We start from the raw sequence: 12,548 nt of genomic DNA on the forward strand, positions 1-12,548 counted from the left end.
GCCGCCGATGTCGCCGATCGAGTTATCCAGTTGAGTCAGTTGACCACTGACAGACGTAAACCCTTCCTCTGTTCTAGATACCCTACCTGACACACTGGTGATCGCCGACGCGTTGGCCAGTGCTGCGCTCTCCGCGTTTTTGGCATTGTCTCGCCAGCCGGAAACTACCGGAGACAACTCAGCCTGGGCCCGGTCAACCTCGTAGTAGCCATCACTTACAACACCGCTCAGCGGCCCCCTAACTCGCAAAAGCAGATCTGCGCCGAGCGTCCCGGCAGGTGCAGGCGCACCGGTGAAGACTGTTCGCACCCAGGTATCGCTCAGAGTCGTACGCAGCGGGCCGTGGGTCCCGATAGTGGCGCCGCTACTGTTCTTGTACTGCAGGTACAACTCGCTCACCAGGTCTTGTGTGCCTCGAACATACGCCGATACGGTCAGCACTTGACCAGGCGCCATCGATACCAAACCGGGGTTAGGCAACGCGATATCCACGTAAGTCGAGCCAGACAAGCCCTTGGCGTCAACTCGCTGCGCCCGCCCCCGCGGATCGAGTGTCGACGGCACAAGTGATAGCAGCCGATTCGCTGTTGGAAGGGCAGAGCCCACACGCCAACCATCAGCAAGACCGGGAGTATTGCCCTCAATCTCGAAAGATGGGTTGGGCAGCAAGTTCTCCCCGCCCAGCTGGCTCAACGACGTGTTGATGCTGGTGATGGCCTGTCCGGCCGCCGTGATGTCCTGGCCATGCCGGGTAACCTCATTGGTCAGCGCCTGGACCGTCGATGCGTCCGCCTTCATTGCAACCTGGTTCAGAGCAGACTGAGCAGCTGCAGCGGCGTCCGTTGCCACCTTGTCCGTCACAGCCACCCAGGCGCTACCGTTCCAGCGCTTTGGCGTGTTGGCATTGCTGGTCGTGTCGATCCAAAGGTTCTGGTTCAACCGGTCAGCCACTGCCGGCGCGGTCGACTGGTACAGCACCTTGCCCTTGGCGCCGGCGGCGTCAGCAGCAGCCTGGGCCGCCTGCTGTGCTGCGGTGACGTTCTGATTGGTCGTGGTCAGGCTGCCCTGTAGGCCAGTGATGGACTGGCCCTGGCTGGTCAGTTTGCCCTCGGCATCCGTTACCCGGGTGGTCAGGCTCTGCACCGCAGTGGCATCTGCCTTACCCGCCAGTTGGGTCAGGGCCGACTGCGCAGCTGCCGCGGCATCGGTGGCCACCTTATCGGTCACCGCAACCCATGCCGAACCGTTCCAGCGCTTCGGTGTGTTCGCGTTGCCCGTGGTGTCGATCCAGAGGTTCTGCGCCAAGCGATCAGCGACCGCCGGCGCAGCCGACTGCACGATAACCTTACCCTTGCCGCCAGCCAGCGTTGCCGCGTCCTGGGCGGCCTGCTGCGCTGCAGCGACGTTGCCGTTGGTAGTAGTCAGGCTCGATTGCAGGCCCGTGATCTGCTGGGACTGCGCGCTGGTGGTGCCTTCCAAGGTCTGCACCTTGGTTTCCACGGTCTGCACGCGGGCGGCCATGCCATTTGCCGTTTGCACCGCCTGGCCGATGTCGGTCCAGTAGTTGTCGTTCGGCGGCGGATTGGCGGTGGGCACAGCGACCTTCGCCTGGTACAGCTTGCCGTTCTCGCCCAGCACGCTTTGACCAGCGGTGTAGGCCTGGTCTGGCTTGTAGGGCATCGAGTCGGCCAGGTCGGCGATGTTGTCGATCTGTTCCTGCAGATCGCTCTGCACCTGATTGACCGAGTTGTTGACCTCGACAATCTGCTCGTTCAGCTCGCTGCGCACCTCGCCCAGGCGCTCGTTCACCGAGCCAGGGCCGTTCATGTCGATCAGGTCGATACGGCTGGTCAGTTCCTTGCCCAACTCGCTCTCGGTGATCTTCCCCTTTATTCCTTCCAGGATAGCCCCTACGTCCATCGAGGTAGCCGCTACTACCTTGAGGAAGGCGCTCACGCCGTAGGCATTTTTCGATCGGATGAAATAGGCATAGCTCTTGGCGAACGACAGCCCGGTGTGGGTGATGGTCAGCCCACGCCCAAGGAACTCGCCCTGCGTAGCAGCTGGATCAGGCGACCAAAAATACTCGTAGGTACCGCCGTTGAGGCCGTGCAGCGTGTTCCCGGGAATCAACGTGATCGTGTCGATCGTAGCCTGTACAGCGCAAGTTTCCGGCATGGGCGGGCCATTGACATCAACGGTGATGGTTGCCTCGCCTGAACGGGCCAAAGGCCCCAGCGCAGCCACGCCCATGGTGTAGCTGCCAGAAGTCAGCCCGGAGACCGGAATACGAGTTGTCGTTTCTGGTACTTGCAGAGCCTGCACCGCAGTGCCTCCCTGCCTTACAGTCACAGCAAAGCCTGAGACGATGCCTGCGGGTCGGTCCCAGCTCAACACACCCTGACTGATCTCTGCCGTGTCCTCCACGTCCCAACGCAGGTTGGTCGGGCTCCCGAGCCCACCAGCGGGTAATTTGATGAAGCCGATGGGATTGTAGGGCTTGCCGACGGCGTCATCGAAGATGGCTGGCTCATAGGCCAGTAGTGACGCAGTGCAACCCTCACTGGTGCCCATGGACCAGTTGGTAACCATGAACTCCCCGAGGATATTCAACGATGGAAGGTTGACGCGCACAGCCCGACCTGGCCTGCAGTTATAGCCCAGCAAGTTGAGAGGAATGTTGAGCGCACCACCAGACCGGCGTCGGCGAAGCTCAATGTTCGCCAAGCGTTGAGCCTGGTATGGGTCGCTGACGTAGGGGAAGGTCAGTGTCTCTGCTGCCTCTCCTCCGTCTTCTGCAACCCATTCCGCAACCGAAACTTCCGGATAGTCGGTTTCGGTCCAAGACTGCAATGGATCAATGAAGGTGCCGCGAACGGTGTTGATCGCAGCGTCGTTGGTCGACTCGGTGTTGCCGGTGATGGTACCGATCACCATGTCTTCGGTGATTTCGAAGTCATAGGGCCCATAGTAGGCTCCGGCCTGAAACATCCAGCGACCGCCTACTCTGATCAACTTGCCGGCACACGCCGCCTCGAGCTTTTGCAGGACATTTGTGCGCTGCTCATCGGCGCCGATAACGCAGCCGCTCCGGTAACGAGGGCTGGAGGTTCCGTCGGGGTTGCGCACCGACTCGTTGCAGACGTTCGCCCCGCTGGCGAATGTCTCGAACACGATCTCATCATCAGGCACGCCGCACCGGACGCGAAGAAACCACAGCAAGTGCAGCGCAGTATTGTCAGTCCATCCGGATGTGCCAGTCCGAGGATCGTAGATGTCGTTGCGCCCACGCACGACGAAGCGGGCATCGGGTATGCCGGACGGGAATTTTTCCGCACTGTAACGCAGCGAAATCCGGACGTACGAAAGCCCCAACCCAATCTGTGTGTCTTTCCAGTCTGGGCAGTTTTCTTTAAGGAAGGCGTTTACCTGGGTCGGATTGACGACCAGTTCATACGAAGCATCTTCCCCATAGCTGCCAATGAGCTCCTCACCGAGAAAAATATACTCAAGCTCATCAATGGCGCCTTCGCAGAGTACATACACCAGGTGCAACCATTCGCCGGTCGTCTGTGAGCCTTGCTCTTCCTGCGCCCATACCAGCACGCCACCAGTGCTCACTCGACCCAAGATGAACCGTACCGGGGCCTTGGACGAACGAACGGTCTGTGCCGAGGGCTCATTGTCCCGCAGCGGCGACTTGGTATTGAGCTTTTCCTGCTGTTCAGCGGCATAGAATGCAAGGCCCGCACCGATCACAGCGCCTACCGGACCGCCCTGAACAAACCCAATTACGGCGCCGACGGCGACCTGGGCCAGTTTCTTTACGCCACCGCTCATCTATTCAACCCTCCAAACCGCTAGCGGCTCGCACACCACGCGGTGCACGCCGTCCTCAGTCGTTGCCCAGAACTCGTTTGCCCAGAAGACCGCCATGGACTTGCCACCCGGGGCTTGGTACATGGCAACATCGCCACGCTGTATAAATGCCGGGGTGACCCGTACAAAACAGGCGTCCCAGGCCGCCTCAAGGCTGCCGTGGATCTTCTTTAACGCTCGCTTAGCGCCTGCCTCAGTCTTGTAAGTGCCCCGATATGCTTGGGCTGGGTCTATGCCGCAAACCGCTACAGAGCAGTCAGCAGCGAACAGGCAGCAGTCAAATTCACCCCATGAAAAAGGCCGCTCTTTCGCGGCCTTGATCACTTCACTGAGACGTATCGTCCAATCTCTGTGGCGCATGGTTATTTCTCATAAGCAAAGGTCGGGGCGTCCTTGCTGGAGCCCCAGTAGATCGGCCACTCGGACAGTTGGGCGACCGCGTAGAAGAAGCGATCGCCCTGGTGCCGGGCTCGGTGGTTCTCGTCAGTGAAGCGCTCGGTGCCGGTGCGGCTCCACTCAGCCATACGATCGACGATCGGCACGGTGATCTTGTTGCCGTCTTCGCCATTGCCGGCGTAGGAAAAGGTGGCTGCGTCCATCCGGCCCGAAAAGAGGATGTCGACGGCATAGTTGCCGGCCTCGTCAAAGACTACGAAAAGCAGCTTGCCCGTGCGGCCGCGGCACCCCCGGATGTTGGTCTCGGTGATGATGTAAGCGTCGAGGCCGTTCAGGCTCAGCTCCACAGACATAGGCGAGTTGGAGTTGTCGCTCTCCTGCGACTGGCCGACCTCGCCGAACTGCCCGACACCCAGGTAGGTGATGCCGTCGATCACCAGGTCACCGGTGCCCGTATGGGCGTACACCGGACCATCCTCGAAGTCGAGCTGGCATGCGTACACCGTCATGAAGCGGCCTCGAGCGATGATATCCACCACGCTCTGGCTGAATGGGAAAGAACTGGGCATCAGAAGGCCTCCCGGAACTGGTAGCTGCCGCTGGAAACCACTGGTTGAACGCTCCACTCATTGGTGTCATCCACCCGGCGCATCTCGCAGTAGGGGTTTCGGTACTCGACGGCGGTACCGGCCGCAATGGCCTTGCGGACACGCTTATTGACCCGAATCGTCGCCACGCCTGCGCCATCAGAATCGACGTGCTCAACCACCTCGAACATCTCTCCGAGGATGGTGATGTGATCACCACGACTGAACACCCTGGCGCTCGGCGTCATGTTGCGGAGCTGAATCTGCGTGGACTGCGCAACTGCCGAGGCCACCACTGGAGTACCGATGTTGTCAGTCCTGATCCTGGTGATGGACGGAATGTTCACTGTCCCGAACATGCCCTGCAGACGACCCAGTAACGAAGTCAGCTCGCGCTCATCTTCCTCGTAGAGCACGCCGAAGTTGAGCGTGCAGGTCCAGTACGCGCCGGGGTGAGACATGATCTGCTGAGCGTTGCTAAGCGAGGAGGTGAAAGCCCGGTTGTTGTAGACCACACCCCAGGTCATGTCAGTGGGCTCCAAGTCTTCGGGCCATGCTTCCGCCATTTGGCAGCTCCAATAAAAAACCCGCCGTAGCGGGTTGTGTGCTGTGAGTACCGCCTTATCGCTTGCTCAGCAACTGCCGGCCGGCACCGTTCGTTTTGAAGTCTCGGAGCATCATGTCGTAACCGCGTTGGGCACCATCAAAGGCGGCTTTCTGAACATCCTCTTTGCTCGCCCCGCCAGCGCTGCCGTTGAAGTGGAAGTGCTGGGTGATGTTCCCCATGGTGATAGGGGCTTGATCACCGTCGCTGCTTCCGGTACCCATCGATACTACCCCAAGCGAGCCATCCGGTCCGCGCGCCAGCGGCATGATCGCCTCCGGCCCGGCCTCGGCGAAGATGCCCGCACCCTTGGCGAAAGCGAACATCTGCGGCGAGTCGTGCACCTGGTTCGAGAAGGAAGAAAGGCTCGGAGAGTCATAGACCCCGCCCTTGGCGTTGGCTACAAACGAGCCCTCGCTGAATCCGGTCATGGTGCCCCGCCCCAGCGCCGAGCCACCGCCACCCAGGAAACCGAAAGCCGTACTGAGGAACCCTGCAGCCGCCTGTCGCACCTGAATGCGGATCAAGTCCTCAATGATCGCGTCGGCGAAATCCTTGAACTGGAACTTGCCGGTCTTCACGAACTGGACAACCCCATCCTCCAGGTTGCCGAAAGCATTGGTGAACAACTCCTGCGTCTGGCCAGCCACATCAGAGGCGCTGTCGAGGTAGTTCTCGAAGGCAGCAGATGCGCCATTGCTCCAGTCAGATTGGGCAGCATCGATCTTGTTGAAAGTGTCCTCCTGGACCTGCACAAGCTTCGCGCCGTACTCCTGCCTCAGTGCGATCTGCTTTTCGAGCTCCTGGCGCTGCTTCTCGTTCGAAGCGGTGGCCAGCTCGTCGCGCAGGGCCAAGATCTTGTTGTTGTTCTCCTGCTCGAGCGCCAGGCGAGACTGAGCACGGCCTGCTCGTTTGTCGCCCATCCCGATCGCTGCCGCTGCGGCGTCTCCCTGCTGCTGGGCAATCGCCAACTGGCGCTCTAGGTCGGCCTGGTACTTCATGGCTCGAGTGAGCCCGGTGGAAGCCTGAACGGCCTGGTTGAATTGACCGGCCAGCGCTGCTATCGCACGACCGTACTCCTCGGTGGTGATCTTCTTCTGGGATAGCAGAAGATCCAGCCCTTTTACCTGTTTCTTGAACTCGTCTGCCGCTGCCCCAACAGGGTCGTAGACCTTCTTCAGCTGCTGGAAGGCAGTCTCGGCCTCTTTGAGCCGCTGGTTAAGCTTGGTCTGCTCCTTAGTGGCGTCCTTGGCTTCATCCTTGACCGCCTTGTTGGCTTTCTTGAGCACCTCAGCGGCATTGGCCGCAGACAGGATTGCAACGCGGTCTGTTTCAGTGAGCTCGGAGTGTTCGGCAATGTAGCGATTGGCGATCTTGATTTGGTCGCCATTATCTTGCAGCGTGGCCACCTGCTTCTGCAGCGTCTCAAGATAGGTTTTGCCGGCGGTGCTCATGCCCGACTTGACGGCGTTGTTTTGCCCGGTTGAGGCTGTATTCCGATCAGTTTCATCGGTCAGCTTGGCTATCTTGTCCGTCAGGTTTTGCAGCTCACCACTTAGGTCAGAGGCTTTGATCTGCCCCTTTTCGATAGCCTGGGCCATCGCTTCTGTGACGCCAGGAATGCCGCGCACCCGATCAGCGACAGATTTCCAATCAACAACCGCGCCGGTAGCAGCCTGATTCGCGGCCGACCGCACTAAGTCGAGCGCTTTCTGTGCTTCCTGGGGCATCGGCGCCAGCCCAGCGATGAAGCCGTCAACCCCTGCTGCACCCAGCCCGCGCAGGTCATTCTCGAACCTGTCGGCGATCGACCCTGATACCTGCTTCAGCTGGCCTTGCAGGTCCTCGACCTTACCCTGCAACTCCCTTAACGTCACCGCCTTAGTAGCGCTGTTCAGCTTGTTGAAGCGCTCCACGAGATTGTCGAGCGGGTCGTTGAGGTCGCCAAGCTTCTTCTCGAGTGAGTCGGAGTTGTCTCGCAACAGCAGGAAGCTGGCAGCCGCAGTGCCGGCCAGAATCGCCAACCCCATCGGGCCGCCCAGCGCCGTCAGGAGCCCGCCAGTTGCAGCGCGCGTAACGTTGGCCTGCGCCAGAGCGAGAGCCTCAGTCGAAGCTGTAAGCGCGGCCTGCTTGGGAATCAATTGGGTCTGGACCAGTGCCAGGCGCTGCAATCCCGTGGCGGAAGCAACCGAGGCCTCAGCTTGCTGAAGCTGGGCCTGGGCCAATAACCTTTGAGCATCCGCAGCGATCACTGCAGCTTCAGCACTTCTGACGGCGGCAGCCCGCTGGGCGAACAACGCCTTCACCGCGGCATATGCTTTCGCGGTGTAGATTGTGAGTGCGCCTGCGCCAGCAGCCCCCATCGCCGCAGCGACGAGATCGATGTGATCGGCCAGGACCAGCAACAACTTAGATAGCCCTGCTACAGCTCCAGTTTGTTCCTCTAGTCCCCCCAGGAAGGTGCCGACTGCATTACCGATGTTGTTCAGCGCGTCCTGGACGCTGGTGGACATATCGGCAGCAGCCTTGCGGTTGGCTTCAACCGTGCGCAGCAGGCCGGCGTTTAAGTCATCCAGAGAAAGCTTGCCCTGCACCCCAAGCTTGCGGATTTCATCAGCACTCTTTCCGGTACCGGAAGCGATGGCGTCCACGATGGTCGGCATTGCGCCTTGTATGGAGACCCACCCGTCAGCCTCGATTTTTCCTGTCTGCAGCGCCTTGGAGTAGGCGTCGAGCGCGGAGCCTGCCTTGTCGGCAGACGCAGCATTGGTAACAAGCAGAAAACTGAAGCTGTCGGTGATATCCAGGGTCTGCTGAGTGTTGAAGCCTAAGCTGCGCATCACGTCGGCCGTGCGGATGTACAGCTCCTGGGCTTCGGCCAAGGGGCGGTAGGTTTCCTGCGCAGTCTGAATAAGATGTTGCTGGACTTTCTGATATTCGTCCGCGCTACCAGCTGCCGCTTTAAGCCGGTCGGACATCTGCCCATAAGCATCAACTTGCTTGATTATGCTGCCGATCAATCCCGCACCAGCAACCGCAGCGAAAGCACCGCGAATCAAAGTTCCTGCCTGCTGGGCGGCCCCACCCGCTCTGTCGAAAGCCGAATCCACCGTCGCAAGATTGCGGTCAATCGCCTGCGAACTGCGCGCAACCATCTGATCTGCGCTCGCCAACTCGCGGCGCAGTTGGGAGGTGGTCGCCTCGATCTGAACAAGCATTCCCTGGATTTGTTGATCAGCCATAATCGCACCCAAAAAAAAGCCCGGCATCAAGCCGAGCTTAATAATCAATCTGTTTTAACTGGGGTTTATTGTCACATCCCCATTCCAGTCAGTGTCAAATGTACAAGCAGCGCGCCACCTAACACCTAGGCCATTTGGATTCTTTTCTTCGAACCCGAGAACCAGCCTAACATTACCATTCTGAGCCTTATGATAACTTGAGTCTGACAATGTATGGAAATCCAGACCACGTGAAGCCCCTAGTTTAGTGCTCACTAGATCCTTGCACTTTTCGATTGCGTCAGATCTTCCAATCGACCTGTCTGAGTTGGAGCGAATCGCCCCACTTCCAACTAGCTCTGAACTTTTTACCTCAAATCGCTCACCGTTCTGGCAATCCACCAAAAACTTCAAATTATCAAGAGAGCTTTCCCTGCGCATGAACAGAACACTCACCACGTGCTTACATTTCTTGGCCACCATGGTGGCTACTTCATTTTTTTCTCTATTAACGCGAGGAATATGATCTTTAAACTTGCCATAAGTCGGATCGGCCGGATCGCTGCCGATTACTATTGAATTGTCCTGATAGTCAGCAAGAATCCAGTCGTCGATGATCCCAGCGGCTTCGGCGGCACTCTTGGGCTCGGGATCTCCTGCTCCACAGCCCGCAAGTATCAACAGAGCCCCAGCACAAATCCATTCACGCATAACTTCCACCCCTTCAAAAATACGAAGGGTATCAAAATCAGCGCGCTAATCACTGCGCCTTTCTCCCAGTCAGCGCCGCCCTCAGCTTATCAGCAACGCTCGAAGCACCTGGCTTCTCCTTCGCCCCCTGCTTCTTCCCTGAGCCGAAGGGGTTGGTCATCCGCGCCCACTCCACCCGCGCATCCATGGCCAGGAACAGCTCAGGAAGCGGCGTGCTCCACGCCACATCCGGAGCCCAGCCAAGCCAGCCTACGGCGACCGAATACATCCGGTCGACGTAGCTGCCATCCTCTACGGCGCTGACTCCTTCGGCTCTTGCGGCTTTCCCGGCTCACCGCCCCGTGGGTTGTAGAGCGCTCCCAGGAACTTGGTGGCGGCAAGCGTGAGGTCAGAAACACCATGCTGCCAAACCTCTTCGGTCAGCAGATCGATATCCTCCCCCTCTATCCCCGCTCCCGCTGCGATCACGAGCGTCACTGCATCTACGCTGACCGCGTGCAGGCCATGCGAGGCCGCACGCAGGCCGCCGAAGCGGCTCTCGATGAAGCGTACGGCCTTGAGAGTTGGCTTCAGCACCAGGGTGCGCTCACCAACCTTGACCTCAACGGTACCGTGCAACGTCTTGCTCATGGCGATTCCCTATTAGGCTGCGGGCGCCGGCACCAGCTCCAGAATGTCGGAGTTGATGCCGATGGTGATGTTGCGGCGCACGACGTTGTCGGCAGCACCTGGTGCGACGGTGTTGTTCATCACCTTGCCGCGCATGTAGAAAGTGGTCGGATTGAGCGCAGGGGTAGCGCCAGGGTCACCATCGTTGAGGGTGATCTTGATGTTGTAGTCGCCCTTGCTACGGTCCTTGTGGGCAGTCTTCACCGCATTCTGGCCCGCATCGCCGTTGTCGAGACCCACGGTCAGGGTCAGGTCGCCAGCGTCGGCGGTGCCCTTGTACTTGCGCACGCGGCCATCCTTGAGCGACGTGAAGGTCACGCTGCTGAAGGTGTCGCCGAACTCGCCAAGGTCTTCGATCTCGCCGATCTCGACATAGGTGTCTGCCTTGTACTCGGTTTCGGTGTCGGCGCCAGTCTTGCCGCCAATGGAGAAGCGGCAGCCGGCGGCTGTGTTGAGGTTGTCTTCGGCCATGGGGGTTCCTCCAAAGGCACATTGGATAAAGCCGCAGCGCGGCCGGTGGTTGAATCAGTGGGTGGTGATGATGCGAACCGTGATCGAGCCCTGGTAGGTAACGCCGTCAGCATCCCGCTGGGAGTCCGACTGGATGACGCGTACCGATACAGCGCGGCCTACCTCCAGCGGCAGCGGGCGCTCGTCCAGGGCGGCGATCACCTCGCCGTTGATGCGCTTCACTTCGGCCTGGCCGACAGCATCAGACCATACGGACAGGTACAGCAGGCGCTGTTCGCGCTTGCGCCCGGAGATCGGGCTTTCGTTGACCGAGACCTCGCGGTCAATCGACACGTAGGGCATATCGGCGTTCATCGGCGCACCGTCGTAGATCGGGCAACTGACCTCGGCGAGGAGCCTGGCAAACAGCGCCTCTTGCAGGGCAACAGAGGGATCAGCCATTGCCTACCCCCTGGCTTGCCTTGCGGAGCGTTCGACGCACCGCCGTCTCGATATCAGCCATGACGTACTCGCGGTTTACGTCGATGGACGGGCGTAGCCAGGGATGCGCCGGCCTGGCCGGAATATCCGGGTATTTGCCGAAGAAGTGTTCGCCATCGCTCTTGTTGGTTGCGCGGCGGTTCCGGCTCCCTGCGCGCTTGCCGCCGATGTAGCCCTTGGTTCCGTACTCGATGAAGCGCAGGTAGAAGAACTTTCGATTGTCGCGCTTTCCTCGAATGCCGATCTGCGCATCCAGCCCGCTGGGCGCGACGTAGATCTTCAGCGCGGCGGCCGCTGCTCCCGTGTCCTTGGGCATCAGCTGTTGCTGGGTGGCCAGAACCCGCTCAGCGGCTTGGCGCATCGCCGGGGCCAACTCGTTGTCCATCGTCTTGTGGATGTTGCGCAGCGTCCGCCGGAGGCGGATGTCGCCGCGCATTTTCGAGCGGCGCGCCATGACCTACTCCTTGGCTGGTTCGGCCTTTGCTGGCTTGACGGCCTTGTCGACCACGGCCTCAGCGTAGCCTCGAGCAATCAGGCCTTCGCCCTGCTCCTTGGTCACCTCGAACTCTTCGCCCTTCTCGCGCTCACCAGATGCGCCCGTCAGCGGGCCCAGTGCACGAATTTTCATGGTTCACCTCATGGGTTGGGGACGCTGGAGCACAGCAGCCGCAGCATGTCCCGTTCGTTGTTGAGCAATGCGGCCTCGACCTTGTAGGTGATGCCGGTGCGCTTTTCGGTGACCCGCCAGCCGGCGGCGATATCCTTTCGCGGCCGGATGCGGATCTCGGCGGTGACAGTCGCCTGCAGCTGCTCCGCCACGGGCATGACCCGTCCGGTGGGCATCGTGACCTCGGCCCACACCTCAGCTGTCGCCGGCCAGGTCTCCTTGAAGCCGCCGGTGCTGTTCTGCTCACGCACGACCTGGGCCAGAATGCAGCGGTGCCTCATTGGTCCGGCTCTCATCAGAATCGCTTCCTGTACCAGAGCAGGCGGTCAACAGCGAGCGGCACGGAAGTGAGCCCGCCCGCGGCCACTGCCTCCCGGTTGGCGTACCAATGCCCCACCAGCAGCAAGATGGCCTGCTGCACGTCCCCGGTGAGCCCCATCTGCTCTGGCTCAATGGGTTCGCCCTCGACCAGCTTCCGGTCGCAGTGCTGCTCGACGTGCGCCTTGGCGGCTTCGATGTAGCCGCCAATCAACGGGTCTTCATCGTCACCGTCGACGCGCAGGTGCAGCTTCACGGTGGCTAGGTCGACCATTTACTTGGCCTCGTCAGCTGCTTTGTCAGCAGCGGCCTTGTCCTCCTTCGGCGCTGCGGGCTTGGTTTCTTTCGGCTTCGGCACGCGAGGCTTGCCATTGGCGTCGAGCTCCACCGCCAGGCCCTTGCCAATGAGGGTGTGTGCGTACTCGTCGTTCGCATCGTCGAACACCTGCCCCGCGACGACTTTGTTCGTGTCGGAGCCCAGCAGCGCGCCCTGGCCGACAAATCCCCACTCGATCTTGATTTTCATGATGCCTCCAAAAACAAAG

The 12,548-nt window shown here is 60.1% G+C and carries 15 protein-coding genes; all 15 read right to left on the reverse strand.

From position 1 onward, the window contains the following. Nucleotides 1-3,840 (reverse strand): phage tail tip protein J-related protein (locus L6D80_RS13505; RefSeq protein WP_236183048.1); only part of this gene is annotated, 3,840 nt, incomplete at its 3' end. Then, nucleotides 3,841-4,239, reverse strand: coding sequence for a DUF6950 family protein (locus L6D80_RS13510; RefSeq protein ID WP_054902584.1), 399 nt, complete (start codon nucleotides 4,237-4,239; stop codon nucleotides 3,841-3,843). A gap of 2 nt (nucleotides 4,240-4,241) precedes the next feature. Next, nucleotides 4,242-4,844 carry a hypothetical protein gene (locus L6D80_RS13515; protein ID WP_176516362.1) on the reverse strand — a complete coding sequence of 201 codons (603 nt, stop codon included), beginning with the start codon at nucleotides 4,842-4,844 and terminating at the stop codon, nucleotides 4,242-4,244. Then, the gene (locus tag L6D80_RS13520; protein ID WP_176516364.1) at nucleotides 4,844-5,428 is read right to left on the reverse strand and encodes a hypothetical protein; all 585 of its coding nucleotides are present in this window, start codon (nucleotides 5,426-5,428) and stop codon (nucleotides 4,844-4,846) included. Before L6D80_RS13520 ends, L6D80_RS13515 begins: the two co-directional genes overlap by 1 nt. 55 nt (nucleotides 5,429-5,483) lie before the next feature. Continuing rightward, nucleotides 5,484-8,708 carry a phage tail tape measure protein gene (locus L6D80_RS13525; RefSeq protein WP_176516366.1) on the reverse strand — a complete coding sequence of 1,075 codons (3,225 nt, stop codon included), beginning with the start codon at nucleotides 8,706-8,708 and terminating at the stop codon, nucleotides 5,484-5,486. A gap of 54 nt (nucleotides 8,709-8,762) precedes the next feature. After that, nucleotides 8,763-9,398 carry a hypothetical protein gene (locus tag L6D80_RS13530; RefSeq protein ID WP_176516368.1) on the reverse strand — a complete coding sequence of 212 codons (636 nt, stop codon included), beginning with the start codon at nucleotides 9,396-9,398 and terminating at the stop codon, nucleotides 8,763-8,765. Between the two features lie 49 nt (nucleotides 9,399-9,447). After that, nucleotides 9,448-9,666 (reverse strand): hypothetical protein, encoded by a 219-nt coding sequence (locus L6D80_RS13535; protein ID WP_176516370.1) that lies wholly within the window; start codon nucleotides 9,664-9,666, stop codon nucleotides 9,448-9,450. A 23-nt stretch (nucleotides 9,667-9,689) separates the two neighbouring features. Next, nucleotides 9,690-10,028 (reverse strand): hypothetical protein, encoded by a 339-nt coding sequence (locus L6D80_RS13540; RefSeq protein WP_176516372.1) that lies wholly within the window; start codon nucleotides 10,026-10,028, stop codon nucleotides 9,690-9,692. A 12-nt stretch (nucleotides 10,029-10,040) separates the two neighbouring features. Further along, on the reverse strand, nucleotides 10,041-10,538 hold the full coding sequence (locus L6D80_RS13545) for a hypothetical protein (RefSeq protein ID WP_176516374.1): 498 nt from the start codon (nucleotides 10,536-10,538) through the stop codon (nucleotides 10,041-10,043). 54 nt (nucleotides 10,539-10,592) lie between these two features. Next, the gene (locus L6D80_RS13550) at nucleotides 10,593-10,979 is read right to left on the reverse strand and encodes a DUF3168 domain-containing protein (protein WP_176516376.1); all 387 of its coding nucleotides are present in this window, start codon (nucleotides 10,977-10,979) and stop codon (nucleotides 10,593-10,595) included. After that, the gene (locus L6D80_RS13555) at nucleotides 10,972-11,472 is read right to left on the reverse strand and encodes an HK97 gp10 family phage protein (protein ID WP_029885587.1); all 501 of its coding nucleotides are present in this window, start codon (nucleotides 11,470-11,472) and stop codon (nucleotides 10,972-10,974) included. The genes L6D80_RS13550 and L6D80_RS13555 overlap by 8 nt, the downstream gene beginning before the upstream one ends. A gap of 3 nt (nucleotides 11,473-11,475) precedes the next feature. Then, a complete protein-coding gene (locus tag L6D80_RS13560) occupies nucleotides 11,476-11,646 on the reverse strand; it encodes a DUF7210 family protein (protein WP_009681825.1) in 171 nt (56 codons plus the stop codon). An 8-nt stretch (nucleotides 11,647-11,654) separates the two neighbouring features. Beyond that, nucleotides 11,655-11,981, reverse strand: a complete 327-nt coding sequence (locus L6D80_RS13565) for a phage head closure protein (protein WP_029885586.1) — start codon at nucleotides 11,979-11,981, stop codon at nucleotides 11,655-11,657. Next, entirely contained in the window at nucleotides 11,981-12,277 is a 297-nt protein-coding gene (locus tag L6D80_RS13570; protein WP_029885585.1) for a head-tail connector protein, read from the reverse strand. Before L6D80_RS13570 ends, L6D80_RS13565 begins: the two co-directional genes overlap by 1 nt. Next, nucleotides 12,278-12,529 carry a DUF7302 family protein gene (locus tag L6D80_RS13575; RefSeq protein ID WP_033744421.1) on the reverse strand — a complete coding sequence of 84 codons (252 nt, stop codon included), beginning with the start codon at nucleotides 12,527-12,529 and terminating at the stop codon, nucleotides 12,278-12,280. Nucleotides 12,530-12,548: the final 19 nt, after the last annotated feature.

Origin of the sequence: Pseudomonas ceruminis, from assembly GCF_021602025.1 — a bacterium.
GTDB classification, from domain to species: Bacteria; Pseudomonadota; Gammaproteobacteria; order Pseudomonadales; family Pseudomonadaceae; genus Aquipseudomonas; species Aquipseudomonas ceruminis.

Bases quoted from the DNA above. Each gene is read 5' to 3' on its own strand.
- L6D80_RS13510 (WP_054902584.1), bottom strand. From the start codon at position 4,239: ATGCGCCACAGAGATTGGACGATACGTCTCAGTGAAGTGATCAAGGCC.
- L6D80_RS13515 (WP_176516362.1), bottom strand. From the start codon at position 4,844: ATGCCCAGTTCTTTCCCATTCAGCCAGAGCGTGGTGGATATCATCGCT.
- L6D80_RS13520 (WP_176516364.1), bottom strand. From the start codon at position 5,428: ATGGCGGAAGCATGGCCCGAAGACTTGGAGCCCACTGACATGACCTGG.
- L6D80_RS13525 (WP_176516366.1), bottom strand. From the start codon at position 8,708: ATGGCTGATCAACAAATCCAGGGAATGCTTGTTCAGATCGAGGCGACC.
- L6D80_RS13530 (WP_176516368.1), bottom strand. From the start codon at position 9,398: ATGCGTGAATGGATTTGTGCTGGGGCTCTGTTGATACTTGCGGGCTGT.
- L6D80_RS13535 (WP_176516370.1), bottom strand. From the start codon at position 9,666: ATGTATTCGGTCGCCGTAGGCTGGCTTGGCTGGGCTCCGGATGTGGCG.
- L6D80_RS13540 (WP_176516372.1), bottom strand. From the start codon at position 10,028: ATGAGCAAGACGTTGCACGGTACCGTTGAGGTCAAGGTTGGTGAGCGC.
- L6D80_RS13545 (WP_176516374.1), bottom strand. From the start codon at position 10,538: ATGGCCGAAGACAACCTCAACACAGCCGCCGGCTGCCGCTTCTCCATT.
- L6D80_RS13550 (WP_176516376.1), bottom strand. From the start codon at position 10,979: ATGGCTGATCCCTCTGTTGCCCTGCAAGAGGCGCTGTTTGCCAGGCTC.
- L6D80_RS13555 (WP_029885587.1), bottom strand. From the start codon at position 11,472: ATGGCGCGCCGCTCGAAAATGCGCGGCGACATCCGCCTCCGGCGGACG.
- L6D80_RS13560 (WP_009681825.1), bottom strand. From the start codon at position 11,646: ATGAAAATTCGTGCACTGGGCCCGCTGACGGGCGCATCTGGTGAGCGC.
- L6D80_RS13565 (WP_029885586.1), bottom strand. From the start codon at position 11,981: ATGAGAGCCGGACCAATGAGGCACCGCTGCATTCTGGCCCAGGTCGTG.
- L6D80_RS13570 (WP_029885585.1), bottom strand. From the start codon at position 12,277: ATGGTCGACCTAGCCACCGTGAAGCTGCACCTGCGCGTCGACGGTGAC.
- L6D80_RS13575 (WP_033744421.1), bottom strand. From the start codon at position 12,529: ATGAAAATCAAGATCGAGTGGGGATTTGTCGGCCAGGGCGCGCTGCTG.